This window comes from Streptomyces sp. NBC_00028 (genome assembly GCF_045041065.1).
In the GTDB taxonomy this organism is placed as follows: domain Bacteria; phylum Actinomycetota; class Actinomycetes; order Streptomycetales; family Streptomycetaceae; genus Streptomyces.
In genome coordinates this window covers 9,345,896-9,359,008 of record NZ_CP108293.1, presented here as the reverse complement: position 1 = coordinate 9,359,008, position 13,113 = coordinate 9,345,896, and the positions used below count along the sequence as shown (strand labels likewise).

Here is a 13,113-nt window from a genome sequence, read left to right as displayed (position 1 = left end):
CCGACCGCGCAGGCCGGCCCCGGAGCACGTGTCCGTGTTCGTTGACACATCACTCACGGATGACTAGTTTTGTAGATGTATCAACCAAATCTTCAGGGAAGCCCCCGCACCCTGCCGGATCAGCCGGGCCGCTAGGAGAACACATGACAGTCAAGATCGTCGACGCACCCGAGGCACGCCGCTACGAGGCCCGGGTGGACGGCGGATCAGAGGTCGCCGGGTTCTCGGAGTACATCCGGACCGAGGAGCTGATCGCGTTCGTGCACACGGAGGTGGCGTCGGCGTACGAGGGCCGGGGGATCGGCTCCGCACTCGTCCGGTCCTCCCTCGACGAGGCCCGCGCCGCGGGGCTGCGGGTGCTCGCCACCTGCCCCTTCTACGCCGGCTGGATCGACCGCCACCCCGAGTACGCCGACCTGCTGTACCAGAACCGGAGCAAGGTCAGTGACTGAGCGAACCGCGAGCGTCGTGGTCATCGGTGGCGGACAGTCCGGGCTGTCGGCCGGCTACCACCTCAAGCGGCGCGGCTTCACCAGCGCCCTGACCGACCCGGCCGGCGACCGGACCTTCGTGGTGCTCGACGCCGAACCCGCGGCCGGCGGGGCGTGGCGGCACCGCTGGGAGTCGCTGCGGATGAACACCGTGAACGGCATCTTCGACCTGCCGGACTTCCCGAAGCCGGCCATCGCGCCCGAAGAGCCCAGCCGCACGGCGGTGCCGCGCTACTTCGCCGCCTTCGAGCGGGCTACCGGCCTGCCGATCCTGCGACCGGTGACGGTGAGCACCGTACGGCCGCTGGACGACCGCCCCGACGGCGAGGTGGCCGTGGAGTCCAGTGCGGGGAGCTGGATCACGCGGGCGGTCATCAACGCCACCGGCACCTGGACCAACCCCGTCCGCCCTCACTACCCCGGGCAGGAAAGCTTCGCCGGCATCCAGGTGCACACCCACGACTACGTCTCAGCCGAGCAGTTCGCGGGCCTCGGGGTGGCCGTCGTCGGCGGCGGCATCTCGGCGCTCCAACAGCTGGAGGAGATCTCCCGGGTGGCCACCACGTACTGGTACACGCGGCGCGAACCCGTCTTCCTGGAGGGCGGGTTCAACCCCGAGGTCGAGGGCCGCCAGATCATCGCCAGGGTCACCGCCGACGTGGAGGCGGGCAGGCCCACCGGAAGCGTCGTCTCCTACACCGGCCTGGGCTGGACCCCCTACGCCCTGGCGGCGAAGGAACGCGGGGTCCTGGAGCGCCGTCCCATGTTCACGGCGATCGAACCCGGCGGCGTCCGTGAGGCGGACGGTTCCTTCACGCCGCTCGGCGCGATCCTGTGGGCCACCGGCTTCAAGGCGGCGTTGGCCCACCTGGACCCGCTGCGGCTGCGCAACGAACACGGCGGGATCAGCATGAGCGGCACCCAGGTGGCCGGTGAACCGCGCGTCCACCTCGTCGGGTTCGGGCCGTCCCAGTCCACCGTCGGCGCCAACCGCGCGGGCCGCCAGGCCGTCAACGCCCTGCTGCGGCAGTGGAAGGCCGCCGAGATGTCCCCAGCCGGCGAGCAGGTCACGTCAGGTCATGAGGCCGTACCGACTCCGTAGGAGCCGTGATCGCACCCACGCGATCACGGCTCCGTTCAGGCGGTCCTAGAAGTTGCCGCGCTTCTCCTGCTCACGCTCGATCGCCTCGAACAGGGCCTGGAAGTTGCCCTTTCCGAAGCCCAGCGAGCCGTGGCGCTCGATGAACTCGAAGAACACGGTGGGCCGGTCACCGATCGGCTTGGTGAAGATCTGGAGCAGGTAGCCGTCCTCGTCGCGGTCGACGAGGATGCCGCGCGAGGCCAGCTCCTCGATCGGCACGCGGACCTCGCCGATGCGGGCGCGCAGCTCGGGGTCGGTGTAGTAGCTCTCCGGCGTGGCGAGGAACTCGATGCCCTTGGACCGCAGGATGTCGACGGTCCTGAGGATGTCGTTGGTGGCGAGGGCCAGGTGCTGGGCGCCGGGGCTGCGGTAGAAGTCAAGGTACTCGTCGATCTGCGAACGCTTCTTGCCGACCGCCGGCTCGTTGAGCGGGAACTTCACGCGGTGGTTGCCGCTGGCGACGACCTTGCTCATCAGCGCCGAGTACTCGGTGGCGATGTCGTCGCCGACGAACTCGGCCATGTTGGTGAAGCCCATGACACGGTTGTAGAAGTCGACCCACTCGTCCATGTCGCCGAGTTCGACGTTGCCCACGACGTGGTCGAGCGCCTGGAAGATGCGCTTGGGCTCGTCCTCGGGCTTGACGTAGCCGGAGGTCCGGGCGACATAGCCGGGCAGGTAGGGGCCGGTGTAGCGGGAGCGGTCCACCAGGGTGTGGCGGGTCTCGCCGTACGTGGCGATGGCCCCGATCCGCACGGTGCCGTGCTCGTCGGTGACGTCGTGCGGCTCCTCGAGGACGGTCGCGCCCTCGGCGCGGGCGTGCTTGATGCACCGGTCGACGTCCGGCACCTCAAGAGCGATGTCGATGACACCGTCACCGTGGCGACGGTGGTGGTCGAGCAGCGGGCTGTCCGGGTCGACGCCGCCCTTGAGCACGAAGCGGATCGCTCCGGAGCGCAGCACGTACGCGTGGTGGTCACGGTTGCCGGTCTCCGGGCCGGAGTAGGCGATCAGTTCCATGCCGAAGACCACCTGGAAGTACAGCGCGGCCTGCGTCGCGTTGCCCACCGACCAGACCACCGCGTCCCACCCGGTCACCGGGAACGGGTCACCCTCGGCGTCGTACTCGACGAGCCCGACCAGCTGCTTGAGCTGCTGAAGGTCGAGCTCCGCCAGTCGCTCCTGGCTCGTGAGGGTCTGTTCGATGCTCATACGTCATCCCTTTCGGTGTGCGTGCCTCCAGCGCGTGGCGGTAGAACACACCGGGTCCTCTCACCTGCACAAGAGTGACGTTCTGAGCTGTTCAAGCTGCTCAGCTTGCCCTCCGCCAGACCACTTCTCCTGTACAAAATGCCCAGTCGAGGATTGGACGTCAGGCACCGCTGAGCGACGCCAGTCGCGAGGCCGACTCCCGTACCCGCGCCGCGACCGACTCGACGTCGAACTCGTGCATGGCCACCACGCCGACGGACGCACCCACCGCGCCCGGCACCTCGAACCCCGCCGCGATCCCGGTGGCACCCTGCTGGAGTTGGCCCGAGGTGACGCTGTAGCCCCGTTCCCGTGCCCGGGCGATGTCCGCGGAGTCGTCCGGCAGGGGCGGCTGCAGCGCGAGGATGGCGACGCCGTTCGCCCCCCGCTCCAGTGGATGCCGGACGCCGATGCGGTAGCCCACCTGCACGGGACCGTGCTGGACGGCCGGCTCCGCGCCCGCGACGGGCACGCACTCCCGCGCGCCGTGCGCCAGGGTCAGAAATGCGGAGGCGCCGATGGCGTCCGCGAGCTCCTGCAACACCGGCTGGGCCACCAGCACCAGCTGCTGCCGGAACCGCCCGGCCAGCGTGGCGGCACCGGCGCCGAGCCGCACCCGCTTGCCCTGCCGGGACACCAGCGCATGCTCCTCCAGCGTCTGCACGATCCGGTACGCGATGGCCCGGTCGATCTCCAGCCGCGCCGCCAGGTCCGCCACCGTCAGCCCGTCGGCCGACAGGGAGATCAGGTCCAGCGCCCGAAGCCCACGGTCCAGACCTTGCAGGGTGGCCATCAGCGCCTCCGAGTGAACGACAGAGCTTCTTCGGCCGCCACGTTAAGCCACGTCAAACACGCTGACGGCGCCCGGCAGCACGAGCGGGACCTTGACTGAGCTCACACCCCAGACCTACCGTCCGCTTGGCGCTGTCATCGCACAATACTGTGCGCTGAGCGCACAAGGGAGAGTGTCGTGCCGTACTACCACCGGGCGGGAGCGGTCCCGCCGAAGCGCCACACCCAGCACCGGGACGCGGACGGAAACCTCTACTACGAGGAGCTGATGGGCGAGGAGGGCTTCTCCTCGGACTCCTCGCTGCTCTACCACCGGCACATCCCGTCGGCGGTGCGGGAGTACCGGGTGTGGCAGCCGGGCGACCAGTCCCTGACCCCCAACCACCCCCTGATCCCCCGCCACCTCTCCACCCACAAGCTCTTCGCCGACGGCGCGTCAGGCATCGACGCGGTGACCGGCCGCAGACTGCTGCTGGGCAACGACGACGTACGACTGGCGTACGTCGTGGTCGACGCCGTCAGCCCGTACTACCGCAACGCGATCGGCGACGAGTGCCTCTACGTCGAGGACGGCCGGGCCCGCGTGGAAACGGTCTTCGGTGACCTGGAGGTCGGCGACGGCGACTATGTGATCGTCCCGCGGGCCACCACGTACCGGATCGTCCCGGACGGGGCCGTGCGCATCTACGCGATCGAGGCCAACTCGCACATCGGCCCCCCGCGCCGCTTCCTCTCCCAGCACGGTCAGCTTCTGGAGCACGCGCCGTACTGCGAGCGCGACTTCCGTCTCCCGGTCGGGCCGAGGCTCGCGGAAGGCGAGAACGTCGAGGTGTACATCAAGCACCGCGGGCCGGGCGGTGTGGTGGGCACCGTCCACACCCTGCCGAACCATCCCCTCGACGTCGTCGGCTGGGACGGCTGTCTCTACCCGTACGTGTTCAACATCCGTGACTTCGAGCCGATCACAGGGCGGGTCCACCAGCCGCCGCCGGCCCATCAGGTCTTTGAGGGCCGCAACTTCGTGATCTGCAACTTCGTGCCGCGCAAGGTGGATTACCACCCGCTGGCCGTCCCTGTGCCGTACTACCACTCCAACGTCGACTCCGACGAGGTGATGTTCTACTGCGGCGGCGACTACGAGGCCCGCAGGGGCTCCGGGATCGGACAGGGCTCGATCTCCCTGCACCCCGGCGGCCACCCCCACGGCCCTCAGCCCGGCGCGATGGAGCGCTCGATCGGGGCGGAATCCTTCGACGAGCTGGCCGTCATGGTCGACACCTTCCGGCCGCTGCAACTCGGCGAGGCAGGTCGCGCGACGGACGACGGGTCGTACGCCTACTCCTGGGAGCGGAACCGATGACCTCGCAGATCCCGCAGGTGTTCCTGGGCCTGTTCGACGACGCCGCCGTCTTTCCGCCCGGCAGTCTGCCGATCGAGGAGGCGGTTCCGGCGCATGTGGCGCACACGCGCGGTGCCCACGCGGGGCTGGTCGGCGCGTTCGTGCTGGCCGCCAAGGACGTCGAGCGGCTCGCCGAACTGACCGCGGACCTCCCCGAGGGCTCCTTCGACCTCTCGGTGACCGTCGCGCTGCCGGAGGTCTCCGAGGCTGTCGCCGCCGCGCGGCGTATCCCGGCTGTGCGGCTGGTCGGGCTGGAGGTCGCCGTACCGGACGGGGTTGCCGCTGAGGCGGTCGTACCCGCTCTGGCCGCCTCGATAGATATCGACCTCAGCGTCTATGTCGAGGTACCGCGGGACGACCGACGTGAGCCGCTGCTCGCCGCGCTTGCCGGGACGCCGTACCTGGCCAAGTTCCGCACCGGAGGCGTACGCGCCGAGCTCTACCCCGACGAGCGTGAACTCGCGGCGGCCGTTCTGGCCGCGACGCGGGCCGGGGTGGCGTTCAAGGCGACGGCGGGGCTGCATCACGCGCTGCGCAACACCGACCCGGAGACCGGATTCGAGCAGCACGGGTTCCTCAACCTGCTCGTGGCGACCGACGCAGCCCTCAAGGGCGCCGAGGAGATCGAGCTGGCCGAGCTGCTGGCCGACCGCGACGGCGACCGGGTCGCCGAGCGGGTGCGCGCCCTGTCGCCCCAAGTCCGTGACGTCTTCCGCTCGTTCGGCACCTGCTCGGTCGCCGAACCCGCCACCGAGTCGGCCGGTCTTGGCCTGCTCCAAGCCGCGACGATCGCCGACCTGACCGAGGTGTCCGCATGACCAGCACGACCCAGTTGACCGTCCCGGCCGACTCCCTGTTCGGCCTGACCAACCTGCCCTACGGCGTCTACTCCACATCCGGCTGCCGGCCGCGCGTGGCCACCCGCTACGGCGACCACGTCATCGACCTGGCCGTGCTGCTGGACGACGACGTCTTCGCCGGGCCGAGCCTCAACGCCTTCATGGCCGAGGGCCACACCCGCTGGGTCGAGGTCCGGGCCGAGATCACCGAGCGGCTCCAGGGCCAGGTCCCCACGGAAGCGGTCCACGACCTGGGTGCGGTGACCCTGCACCTGCCCTTCGAGGTCGCCGACTATGTCGACTTCTACGCCTCCGAGCACCACGCCTCGAACCTGGGCCGGCTCTTCCGGCCCGACAGCCCGGACCCGCTGATGCCGAACTGGAAGCATCTTCCGGTCGGTTACCACGGCCGGGCGGCCTCGGTCGTGGTCTCCGGCACGGACATCATCCGCCCCTCCGGGCAGCGCAAGGGCCCCCAGGACCCGGCACCGGTCTTCGGGCCCTCGACCCGCCTGGACATCGAGGCCGAGCTCGGCTTCGTCCTCGGCACCGGCAACGCCATGGGCGAGTCCATCGGCGCGGAGGACGCGGAGCGGCACATCTTCGGGGTCGTGCTCTTCAACGACTGGTCCGCACGCGACATCCAGGCCTGGGAGTACGTCCCCCTCGGCCCCAACCTGGGCAAGTCGTTCGCCTCCACCATCTCCCCGTGGGTGGTGCCGCTGCTCGCCCTGGACGCCGCCCGGGTCCCGACGCCGGTCCAGGAACCCGCCGTACTGCCGTATCTGCGGATGCGGCAGCCGTGGGGCCTCGACGTCGACCTCACGGTCGCGTGGAACGGGGAGGTCGTCTCCCGGCCGCCGTACGCCGCGATGTACTGGTCCCCCGCCCAGATGCTGGCCCACCAGACGGTCAACGGCGCCCCCTCGCGCACCGGGGACCTGTTCGCGTCGGGCACGATCTCCGGACCGGAGAGGGAGCAGCGTGGCGCCTTCATCGAACTGACCTGGGGCGGCAGGGACCCCGTCAGGGTCAACGGCGAGGACCGCACCTTCCTGGAGGACGGCGACGAGGTCGTCCTGACCGCTACGGCCCCGGGCGCGAACGGGTCCCGCATCGGTTTCGGCGAGGCCCGCGGCCGAATCGTCGGCAGCAAGCACACTCTTCATTGTTGATGCGTCAACTTCAGGGCGCGTCCTCGTCGAGCTTGTCGACCACCCGTTCCGAGACCTGCCCCAGCGTGCGCAGCTCCGAAGGGGTGACATGGTCGAGGAACAGCGCTCGTACGGCCTCCACGTGGAGCGGAGCCGCCGCCTCGATCGCCTCGCGGCCCCGGTCCGTGATCACGACGTAGGCACCGCGCGCATCTTCCAGGCACTCCTCCCGTACCACCAGGCCGCGTCCGGCCATCCGCGCGATGTGGTGGGACATCCGGCTCTTCTCCCACTCCAGGCTCCGAGCCAGGTCCTGATAGCGCCGGCGCCCCTCCGGGACGTCCGTGAGGTTGACCAGTACGGCGAAGTCGGCGGCCGACAGGTTCGACTCCGCCTGGAGCAGGCGCGAGAGTCGACCTCCGAGTTTCTCGTGCAGTCGGATGAAGTTCCGCCAGGCATGCTGCTCATCCGCCGTCAGCCACCGCACGTTCTCCGCCATACCGGAAGTCTAGACGCGGTTGACACCTCACCCAATGCGTGACGACAGAGAGTCGGCTGCCGATGTCGAGAAGCCGCGTCCGGCTCCGTCCCCGGGGTGAACGCGACCACAATGGGCCGCACCAGTACCGAGGAGAACCACGATGGCCAAGTACCTGCTGCTGAAGCACTACCGAGGCGCCCCGGCCGCGGTGAACGACGTGCCGATGGAGAAGTGGACCCCCGAGGAGATCACGGCGCATGTGCGGTACATGAACGACTTCGCGGCCCGGCTGGAGGAGAGCGGCGAGTTCGTCGGCGGTCAGGCGCTGGCCCCCGAGGGCGAGTGGGTCCGCTACGACGGTGAGGGGCGCCCGCCGGTCACCGACGGACCGTTCGCCGAGACCAAGGACCTCATCGCGGGCTGGATGATCATCGACGTCGACAGCCACGAGCGGGCGATCGAGCTGGCCGGGGAGCTGTCGGCCGCCCCCGGGGCGGGCGGGAGGCCGATCCACGAGTGGCTGGAGCTGCGCCCGTTCCTGGCCGAGAACCCCGCCGTCACGGACTGCCCGCACCGATGAACGACGCACTGCTGCGCAGCCTCACCCCGGGGGTGCTCACCGTTCTCGTCCGCCGCGGAGCCGACTTCGCGGCGGCCGAGGACGCCGTACAGGAAGCGTTGATCGAGGCGCTGCGCGTCTGGCCGGCCGATCCGCCGCGGGACGCCAGGGGCTGGCTGGTCACGGTGGCCTGGCGCAAGTTCCTCGACGCGACCCGCGCCGACACCGCGCGGCGCCGGCGGGAGGATCGAGTGGAGGAGGAACCGCCGCCGGGGCCCACGCCCGCCGTGGACGACACCCTCCAGCTCTACTTCCTGTGCGCCCACCCGTCGCTGACCCCGTCGTCCGCCGTCGCGCTCACCCTGCGCGCGGTCGGCGGGCTGACCACCCGCCAGATCGCCCAGGCCTACCTGGTGCCCGAGGCGACGATGGCGCAGCGCATCAGCCGGGCCAAGCGCACGGTCTCCGGGGTGCGCTTCGACCAGCACGGTGACGTCGCCACCGTGCTTCGCGTCCTCTACCTCGTCTTCAACGAGGGCTACTCCGGCGACGTCGACCTGGCCGCCGAGGCCATCCGTCTCACCCGGCAGCTCGCCGCCTCGATCGACCATCCCGAGGTGGCGGGGCTGCTCGCCCTCATGCTGCTCCACCATGCCCGGCGTGCCGCGCGGACCGCGCCCGACGGCAGCCTTGTCCCGCTCGCCGAGCAGGACCGCGGCCGGTGGGACACCGCGCTGATCGCCGAGGGCGTCGAAATCCTTCAGGCGGCCCTCGCCCGAGACCGGCTGGGCGAGTTCCAGGCCCAGGCCGCCATCGCCGCCCTCCACGCGGACGCGCCCCGCGCCGAGGAGACGGACTGGGTGCAGATCGTCGAGTGGTACGACGAGCTCAGCCGTCTCACCGACAGTCCCGTGGTCCGGCTCAACCGGGCCGTCGCCGTCGGCCAGGCCGACGGTCCGCGCGCCGGCCTGGCCGCGCTCGCCGAGCTCGACGCCTCACTGCCGCGCCACACCGCGGTGGCGGCCTACCTCCACGAACGCGACGGTGACCCGACCACGGCGGCGCGGCTGTACGCCGAGGCGGCCCACAAGGCGCCCAGCCTCGCCGAACGCGACCACTTGACCCGCCAGGCGGCCCGCCTCAACACCTACCTGAGTCGCCGTGCAGCCGATGACGTGGATGGCACCGACGAGTGACGTCAGACGGGCGAGGCCCGCCGCCGCGAGTGCCGTTCTCCACGCAACCGGCGTTCACTCGCCCGCTCTCCCTGACCGCCCGATCTCCCGGCCTCCCGATCTCCCACGCGCCGTTCCCGGAGATGCGCGCACGGCCCTCCGTATGCCCAGAGCGCGATACGCATACGTGGGCGGCCTGTTTGGACGGGAGTTCTAAGGCTCGGCCCAAGGTGTGATCCCGTGGCCCAGCGCGCGACCTGGCGTACGACAGGCACGTTGGGCAGCCGTGACGCACGGGGAGTGGGAGAACGTGACGCGATGCGTCGGCACTGAGGAGCAGGATGTGCGCGCCAGTACGGCGCTCAGGTCGCGCCGGTTGATCCTGCACGCGCTGGACATGTCCGTGGTGTCCCCCGCCGTGGGAGGGCGGTCCACGGGCGAGCGCGCCTCGGCAGTGACGCCGGCGGTGACCGCGCAGACCGCTTTCGACGCACTGTACGTATACGCCGCCCCGTCGTTGGTGCAGCAGACGTACCTGCTCACCGGAGGCCGCCGACTGGCCTTCGAGTCCACCGAGTTCGCCTTCCACCAGGCGTGGGAGCACTGGCCCGAAGTGGCGTGCGACGCCGACCCGGTGGGCTGGGTGCGGGAGCGCGCGCACGAGTACGCGCTCTCCCCGTGGCAGCGCTTCCGGTGGCTCGTCGCCCGCCCGGATCCGTCACCCGGCGATCCGGTGTGGCAGGCACTGCTGGCGCTGCATCCCCGGCATCGCCGAGCCGTCGTGCTGTGCGACGGACTGGGTCTGAGTGTCGGTGAGGCCGCCGCCGAGATGCAGGCCGGCACCCCGGCCACCCGGAACAGGCTGCTGCACGCCCGTGCCGCCCTGCACGACCGTCTTCGGCAAGAGGACCGGCGCTCGGACGAGGACTGGGACGACAACCGGCGTGAGGACGAGGACGCGAGCGCATCTCAGGCCTGGATCCGGCGACGTCTTGAGCAGACGCAGGCCTCGACCCTGGCCCAGCCGTGGTCCGTGCGCGCCGGCAGTGAACGGCGTACGCGCGCGCTCACCCGCACCGTCGCCCTGGCGACCGCGGCCCTGGTCGCCTTGATCGCCTTCACTCTCGCCACCACCCCGGGGCACTACGAACCCGTGGACTGCCCCAGCACGGCCGACGGCCGGGCGGAGCGCGACACGAGGGGCGCGCGGCAGCACGAATGCGCCCGGGAAGTGTCGTCGCGCTCCCGTCACCTCACTCCCGCAGGGTGCCTGGAGGAGGCTGCTGGGCAGTGATGGGCGCTGTGGAGAGAATCGATTCTGCCGGGCCTGGACGCCCTCCGCGAGAGCATCGGGCGGCGACCGAAGGTGACGACCGCTGATCCGTGTACGCAGTAAGTGCGGGGCCTGGTGATGACCTTGGCCCGCGGCCGCCGCTGCCCGCGGCCTGACCATCTGACACACCGTGTCACAGAGCGTGAATGTGGGGCTATTGGTGGGGTTCTTATCCTCATGGCGTCGACCCGGCCATCTGCCGGCGGAGTTGACGAGCTTCGTCGGACGGGGCGGCGAACTGGCCCAACTGGCGCAGCTGTTCAGACGGGCCCGACTGGTGACACTGGTCGGCCCCGGCGGCGTCGGCAAGACCCGGCTCGCCCTGCGTGCGGCGGCCCAGGCGGCGCCGACGCTCGCCGACGGGATTCGGCTCGCCGAGCTGTCCGGGCTGCGGGGGCCCGAACGACTTCCCGAGGTCGTCGCCGATGCCCTCGAACTGCCGGACCGGCGTGGCCCGTCCGGCTTCGAGGCCGTCGTGAACCATGTCGCCGAACGCGAACTGCTGCTCGTACTGGACACCTGCGAGCACATGGTCGACGCCTGTGCGCTGCTGGTCGGCGTCCTGCTCGCCCAGGCACCCGGGCTGAGGATCCTCACGACCAGCCGGCAGCCCCTCGGCATCCCCGCCGAGCACGTCGTGCCCGTACGGCCGCTCGGCCTGGCGGAGGGGGAGACCAGCGAGGCGCTGCAACTCTTCGAGCAGCGGGCGGCGTCCGCCGTTCCCAGCCTGTCCTTCACCGCCGAGGAGCGCAGACTCGCCGCGACCCTCTGCCGCCGCCTGGACGGCATTCCGCTGGCGATCGAACTGGCCGCCGTACGCCTGCGCGCACTGCCCATCGGGGTGCTGGCCGCGCGCCTCACCGAGAGCTTCACCGTGCTGAACGCCGGCCGCTCACCGGCCTTGCCGCGGCATCAGAACATAGCGGCGACGATCGGCTGGAGTCATCAGCTGTGCTCCCCCGACGAGCGGCTTCTGTGGGCCCGGTTGTCCGTGTTCGGCGGCGATTTCGATCTCCCGGCGGTGGACGCGGTCTGCACCGACGCCCAGCTGCCCGCGGGGTCGGTCGTGGACTCGCTGGTCGGGCTGGTCGACAAGTCGGTGCTCCTCAGGCAGGGGGACCGCTACCGCTTTCTCGACGTCATCCGTGACTTCGGCGGCCGACGGCTGGACGAGACGGGCGAGACGGCCGCCCTGCGGCGCCGTCTGATCGCCTACTTCCACGCGCGGCTGCGGGACTTCGAGGAACGCTTCTTCACCTCCGAGCAAGTGTCCCTGCACAAGGCGCTGTTGGCCGAACACCGCAATCTCACCGCAGCCCTGGAGTACGCCGACACGGACGGCACACTGCTGCCGCTGGCCGCCGCCATGTGGCCGTACAGACTGTGTGCCGGTCATCCCGCTGAGGCCCGTTACTGGATGGACCGCGCTCTCGACCAGCAGCCCGAGGTGTCCGAGGATCGCGTCAAGGCCCTGGTGTGGGCCACCACGTTCGCCGTGATCCAGGGCGACGCGCAAGCCGCTCACCGGCTCGCCGCCGTGCTTCAGGAACAGGCCGCGCAGCTCGACGACCCCAGGCTCCAGGGCCTGGCCCTGATGTGTCACGGCATGGCCCGGGCCATCGCGGGCGAGCACCAGGAGGCGGTGGCCCAACTGCGCCTGTCCCTGGACCGGCTCAGGAAGTACGGGACCGACCTGGACGTGGCGCTGGCGAACCTGCGGCTGGGCATCGTCCACACCCTCCACGACCGGCCGGAGGCGGCGATCGGCACCTTCGAGGCAGTCCTGAGTCTCAACGGCGAGGACAGCGCGGAGAGTTACGTCCAGGGTCACGCCCACGGCTTCCTCGCCGTCGCCCATCTGCGGGCCGGCCGGCCCGCCGCCGCGGAACAGGCCGCTCGCCGCGCCCTGGCGTTGCACGACCGCAGAGCGGATGTCCTCGGCGTCGCTCTCTCCCTCGACTTCCTCGTCTGGGCCGCGACCGACCTCGGCTGCCATCAGCGGGCCGCTCTCCTCCTCGGCGGCGCGGACGCCCTCTTCCAACTCCTCGGCCGGGGACGGGCCTTGGACAACGCGCGGCTGCTGCGGGTGCACGAGCGGGCCCTGTCGGAGCTCGACCGGGCGATGGGCGGACAACTGCTGCACCAGGTGCGCAGGACCGGCGCGTCCCTGCCGCACGAGCAGATCGTGGACTTCGCCCTGTCGGACGAGACCGCCCCGCCCGCCCAGGAGGAGGCCCCGGCGCCGGGCGGCCTGACCCGGCGCGAACGCGAGGTGGCCGCCCTGGTGGCCGAGGGGATGACGAACCGGGAGATCGCCGAACGCCTCGTCATCTCGAAACGTACGGCCGACACCCATGTCGAGCACATCCTCGCGAAGTTGGGTGTCTCCTCCCGGGCCCAGATCGCACCGCTGGTCCCGACCACAGACCTCACGCGGGGACAGGAGGAGGAGCACTGAGGGCCTCGGTCCCTCGCTGTCGGGCGAGGGACCGAGGCCT

At 70.7% G+C, this 13,113-nt stretch carries 12 protein-coding genes; 9 read left to right on the top strand and 3 right to left on the bottom strand.

Features of this window, described 5'->3' with window-relative positions; all coding sequences use genetic code 11:
• Positions 1–143: 143 nt before the first annotated feature.
• On the top strand, positions 144–452 hold the full coding sequence (locus OG885_RS42440) for a GNAT family N-acetyltransferase (RefSeq protein ID WP_405741938.1): 309 nt from the start codon (positions 144–146) through the stop codon (positions 450–452).
• The gene (locus OG885_RS42435) at positions 445–1,593 is read left to right on the top strand and encodes a flavin-containing monooxygenase (RefSeq protein WP_405741937.1); all 1,149 of its coding nucleotides are present in this window, start codon (positions 445–447) and stop codon (positions 1,591–1,593) included. The genes OG885_RS42440 and OG885_RS42435 overlap by 8 nt, the downstream gene beginning before the upstream one ends.
• A 45-nt stretch (positions 1,594–1,638) precedes the next feature.
• Here the strand turns inward: OG885_RS42435 and hppD are convergent, their stop codons facing one another.
• Both hppD and OG885_RS42425 read right to left on the bottom strand, forming a co-directional pair.
• Positions 1,639–2,844, bottom strand: a complete 1,206-nt coding sequence (gene hppD / locus OG885_RS42430; protein ID WP_405741935.1) for a 4-hydroxyphenylpyruvate dioxygenase — start codon at positions 2,842–2,844, stop codon at positions 1,639–1,641.
• 160 nt (positions 2,845–3,004) lie between these two features.
• Positions 3,005–3,676 (bottom strand): IclR family transcriptional regulator, encoded by a 672-nt coding sequence (locus OG885_RS42425; RefSeq protein WP_405741933.1) that lies wholly within the window; start codon positions 3,674–3,676, stop codon positions 3,005–3,007.
• A gap of 177 nt (positions 3,677–3,853) precedes the next feature.
• Here OG885_RS42425 and OG885_RS42420 point away from each other — a divergent pair, with 177 nt between their 5' ends.
• The 3 genes from OG885_RS42420 to fahA are packed head-to-tail and all read left to right on the top strand — an operon-like array spanning position 3,854 to position 7,088.
• Positions 3,854–5,035: a homogentisate 1,2-dioxygenase gene (locus OG885_RS42420; RefSeq protein WP_405741931.1), complete on the top strand. Its 1,182-nt coding sequence runs from the start codon at positions 3,854–3,856 to the stop codon at positions 5,033–5,035.
• The gene (locus tag OG885_RS42415; protein ID WP_405741930.1) at positions 5,032–5,892 is read left to right on the top strand and encodes a hypothetical protein; all 861 of its coding nucleotides are present in this window, start codon (positions 5,032–5,034) and stop codon (positions 5,890–5,892) included. Before OG885_RS42420 ends, OG885_RS42415 begins: the two co-directional genes overlap by 4 nt.
• Positions 5,889–7,088 carry a fumarylacetoacetase gene (gene fahA / locus OG885_RS42410; RefSeq protein WP_405741928.1) on the top strand — a complete coding sequence of 400 codons (1,200 nt, stop codon included), beginning with the start codon at positions 5,889–5,891 and terminating at the stop codon, positions 7,086–7,088. The genes OG885_RS42415 and fahA overlap by 4 nt, the downstream gene beginning before the upstream one ends.
• A 10-nt stretch (positions 7,089–7,098) precedes the next feature.
• Here the strand turns inward: fahA and OG885_RS42405 are convergent, their stop codons facing one another.
• Entirely contained in the window at positions 7,099–7,566 is a 468-nt protein-coding gene (locus OG885_RS42405) for a MarR family winged helix-turn-helix transcriptional regulator (RefSeq protein ID WP_405741926.1), read from the bottom strand.
• A gap of 142 nt (positions 7,567–7,708) precedes the next feature.
• Between OG885_RS42405 and OG885_RS42400 the strand changes: the two genes are divergently transcribed.
• The 4 genes from OG885_RS42400 to OG885_RS42385 all read left to right on the top strand — a co-directional run bounded on the left by OG885_RS42400 (position 7,709) and on the right by OG885_RS42385 (position 13,073).
• Positions 7,709–8,128, top strand: a complete 420-nt coding sequence (locus OG885_RS42400; protein WP_405741924.1) for a YciI family protein — start codon at positions 7,709–7,711, stop codon at positions 8,126–8,128.
• Positions 8,125–9,303 (top strand): RNA polymerase sigma factor, encoded by a 1,179-nt coding sequence (locus OG885_RS42395; RefSeq protein ID WP_405741922.1) that lies wholly within the window; start codon positions 8,125–8,127, stop codon positions 9,301–9,303. The genes OG885_RS42400 and OG885_RS42395 overlap by 4 nt, the downstream gene beginning before the upstream one ends.
• Positions 9,304–9,625: 322 nt before the next feature.
• A complete protein-coding gene (locus OG885_RS42390; protein ID WP_405741920.1) occupies positions 9,626–10,576 on the top strand; it encodes a sigma factor-like helix-turn-helix DNA-binding protein in 951 nt (316 codons plus the stop codon).
• Between the two features lie 247 nt (positions 10,577–10,823).
• A complete protein-coding gene (locus tag OG885_RS42385; RefSeq protein WP_405741919.1) occupies positions 10,824–13,073 on the top strand; it encodes an ATP-binding protein in 2,250 nt (749 codons plus the stop codon).
• The last annotated feature ends 40 nt before the right edge of the window (positions 13,074–13,113 follow it).

Coding starts and splice junctions, on each gene's coding strand:
- OG885_RS42395 (WP_405741922.1), top strand. CDS start 8,125: ATGAACGACGCACTGCTGCGCAGCCTCACCCCGGGGGTGCTCACCGTT.
- OG885_RS42425 (WP_405741933.1), bottom strand. CDS start 3,676: ATGGCCACCCTGCAAGGTCTGGACCGTGGGCTTCGGGCGCTGGACCTG.
- OG885_RS42405 (WP_405741926.1), bottom strand. CDS start 7,566: ATGGCGGAGAACGTGCGGTGGCTGACGGCGGATGAGCAGCATGCCTGG.
- OG885_RS42400 (WP_405741924.1), top strand. CDS start 7,709: ATGGCCAAGTACCTGCTGCTGAAGCACTACCGAGGCGCCCCGGCCGCG.
- hppD (WP_405741935.1), bottom strand. CDS start 2,844: ATGAGCATCGAACAGACCCTCACGAGCCAGGAGCGACTGGCGGAGCTC.
- OG885_RS42440 (WP_405741938.1), top strand. CDS start 144: ATGACAGTCAAGATCGTCGACGCACCCGAGGCACGCCGCTACGAGGCC.
- OG885_RS42415 (WP_405741930.1), top strand. CDS start 5,032: ATGACCTCGCAGATCCCGCAGGTGTTCCTGGGCCTGTTCGACGACGCC.
- fahA (WP_405741928.1), top strand. CDS start 5,889: ATGACCAGCACGACCCAGTTGACCGTCCCGGCCGACTCCCTGTTCGGC.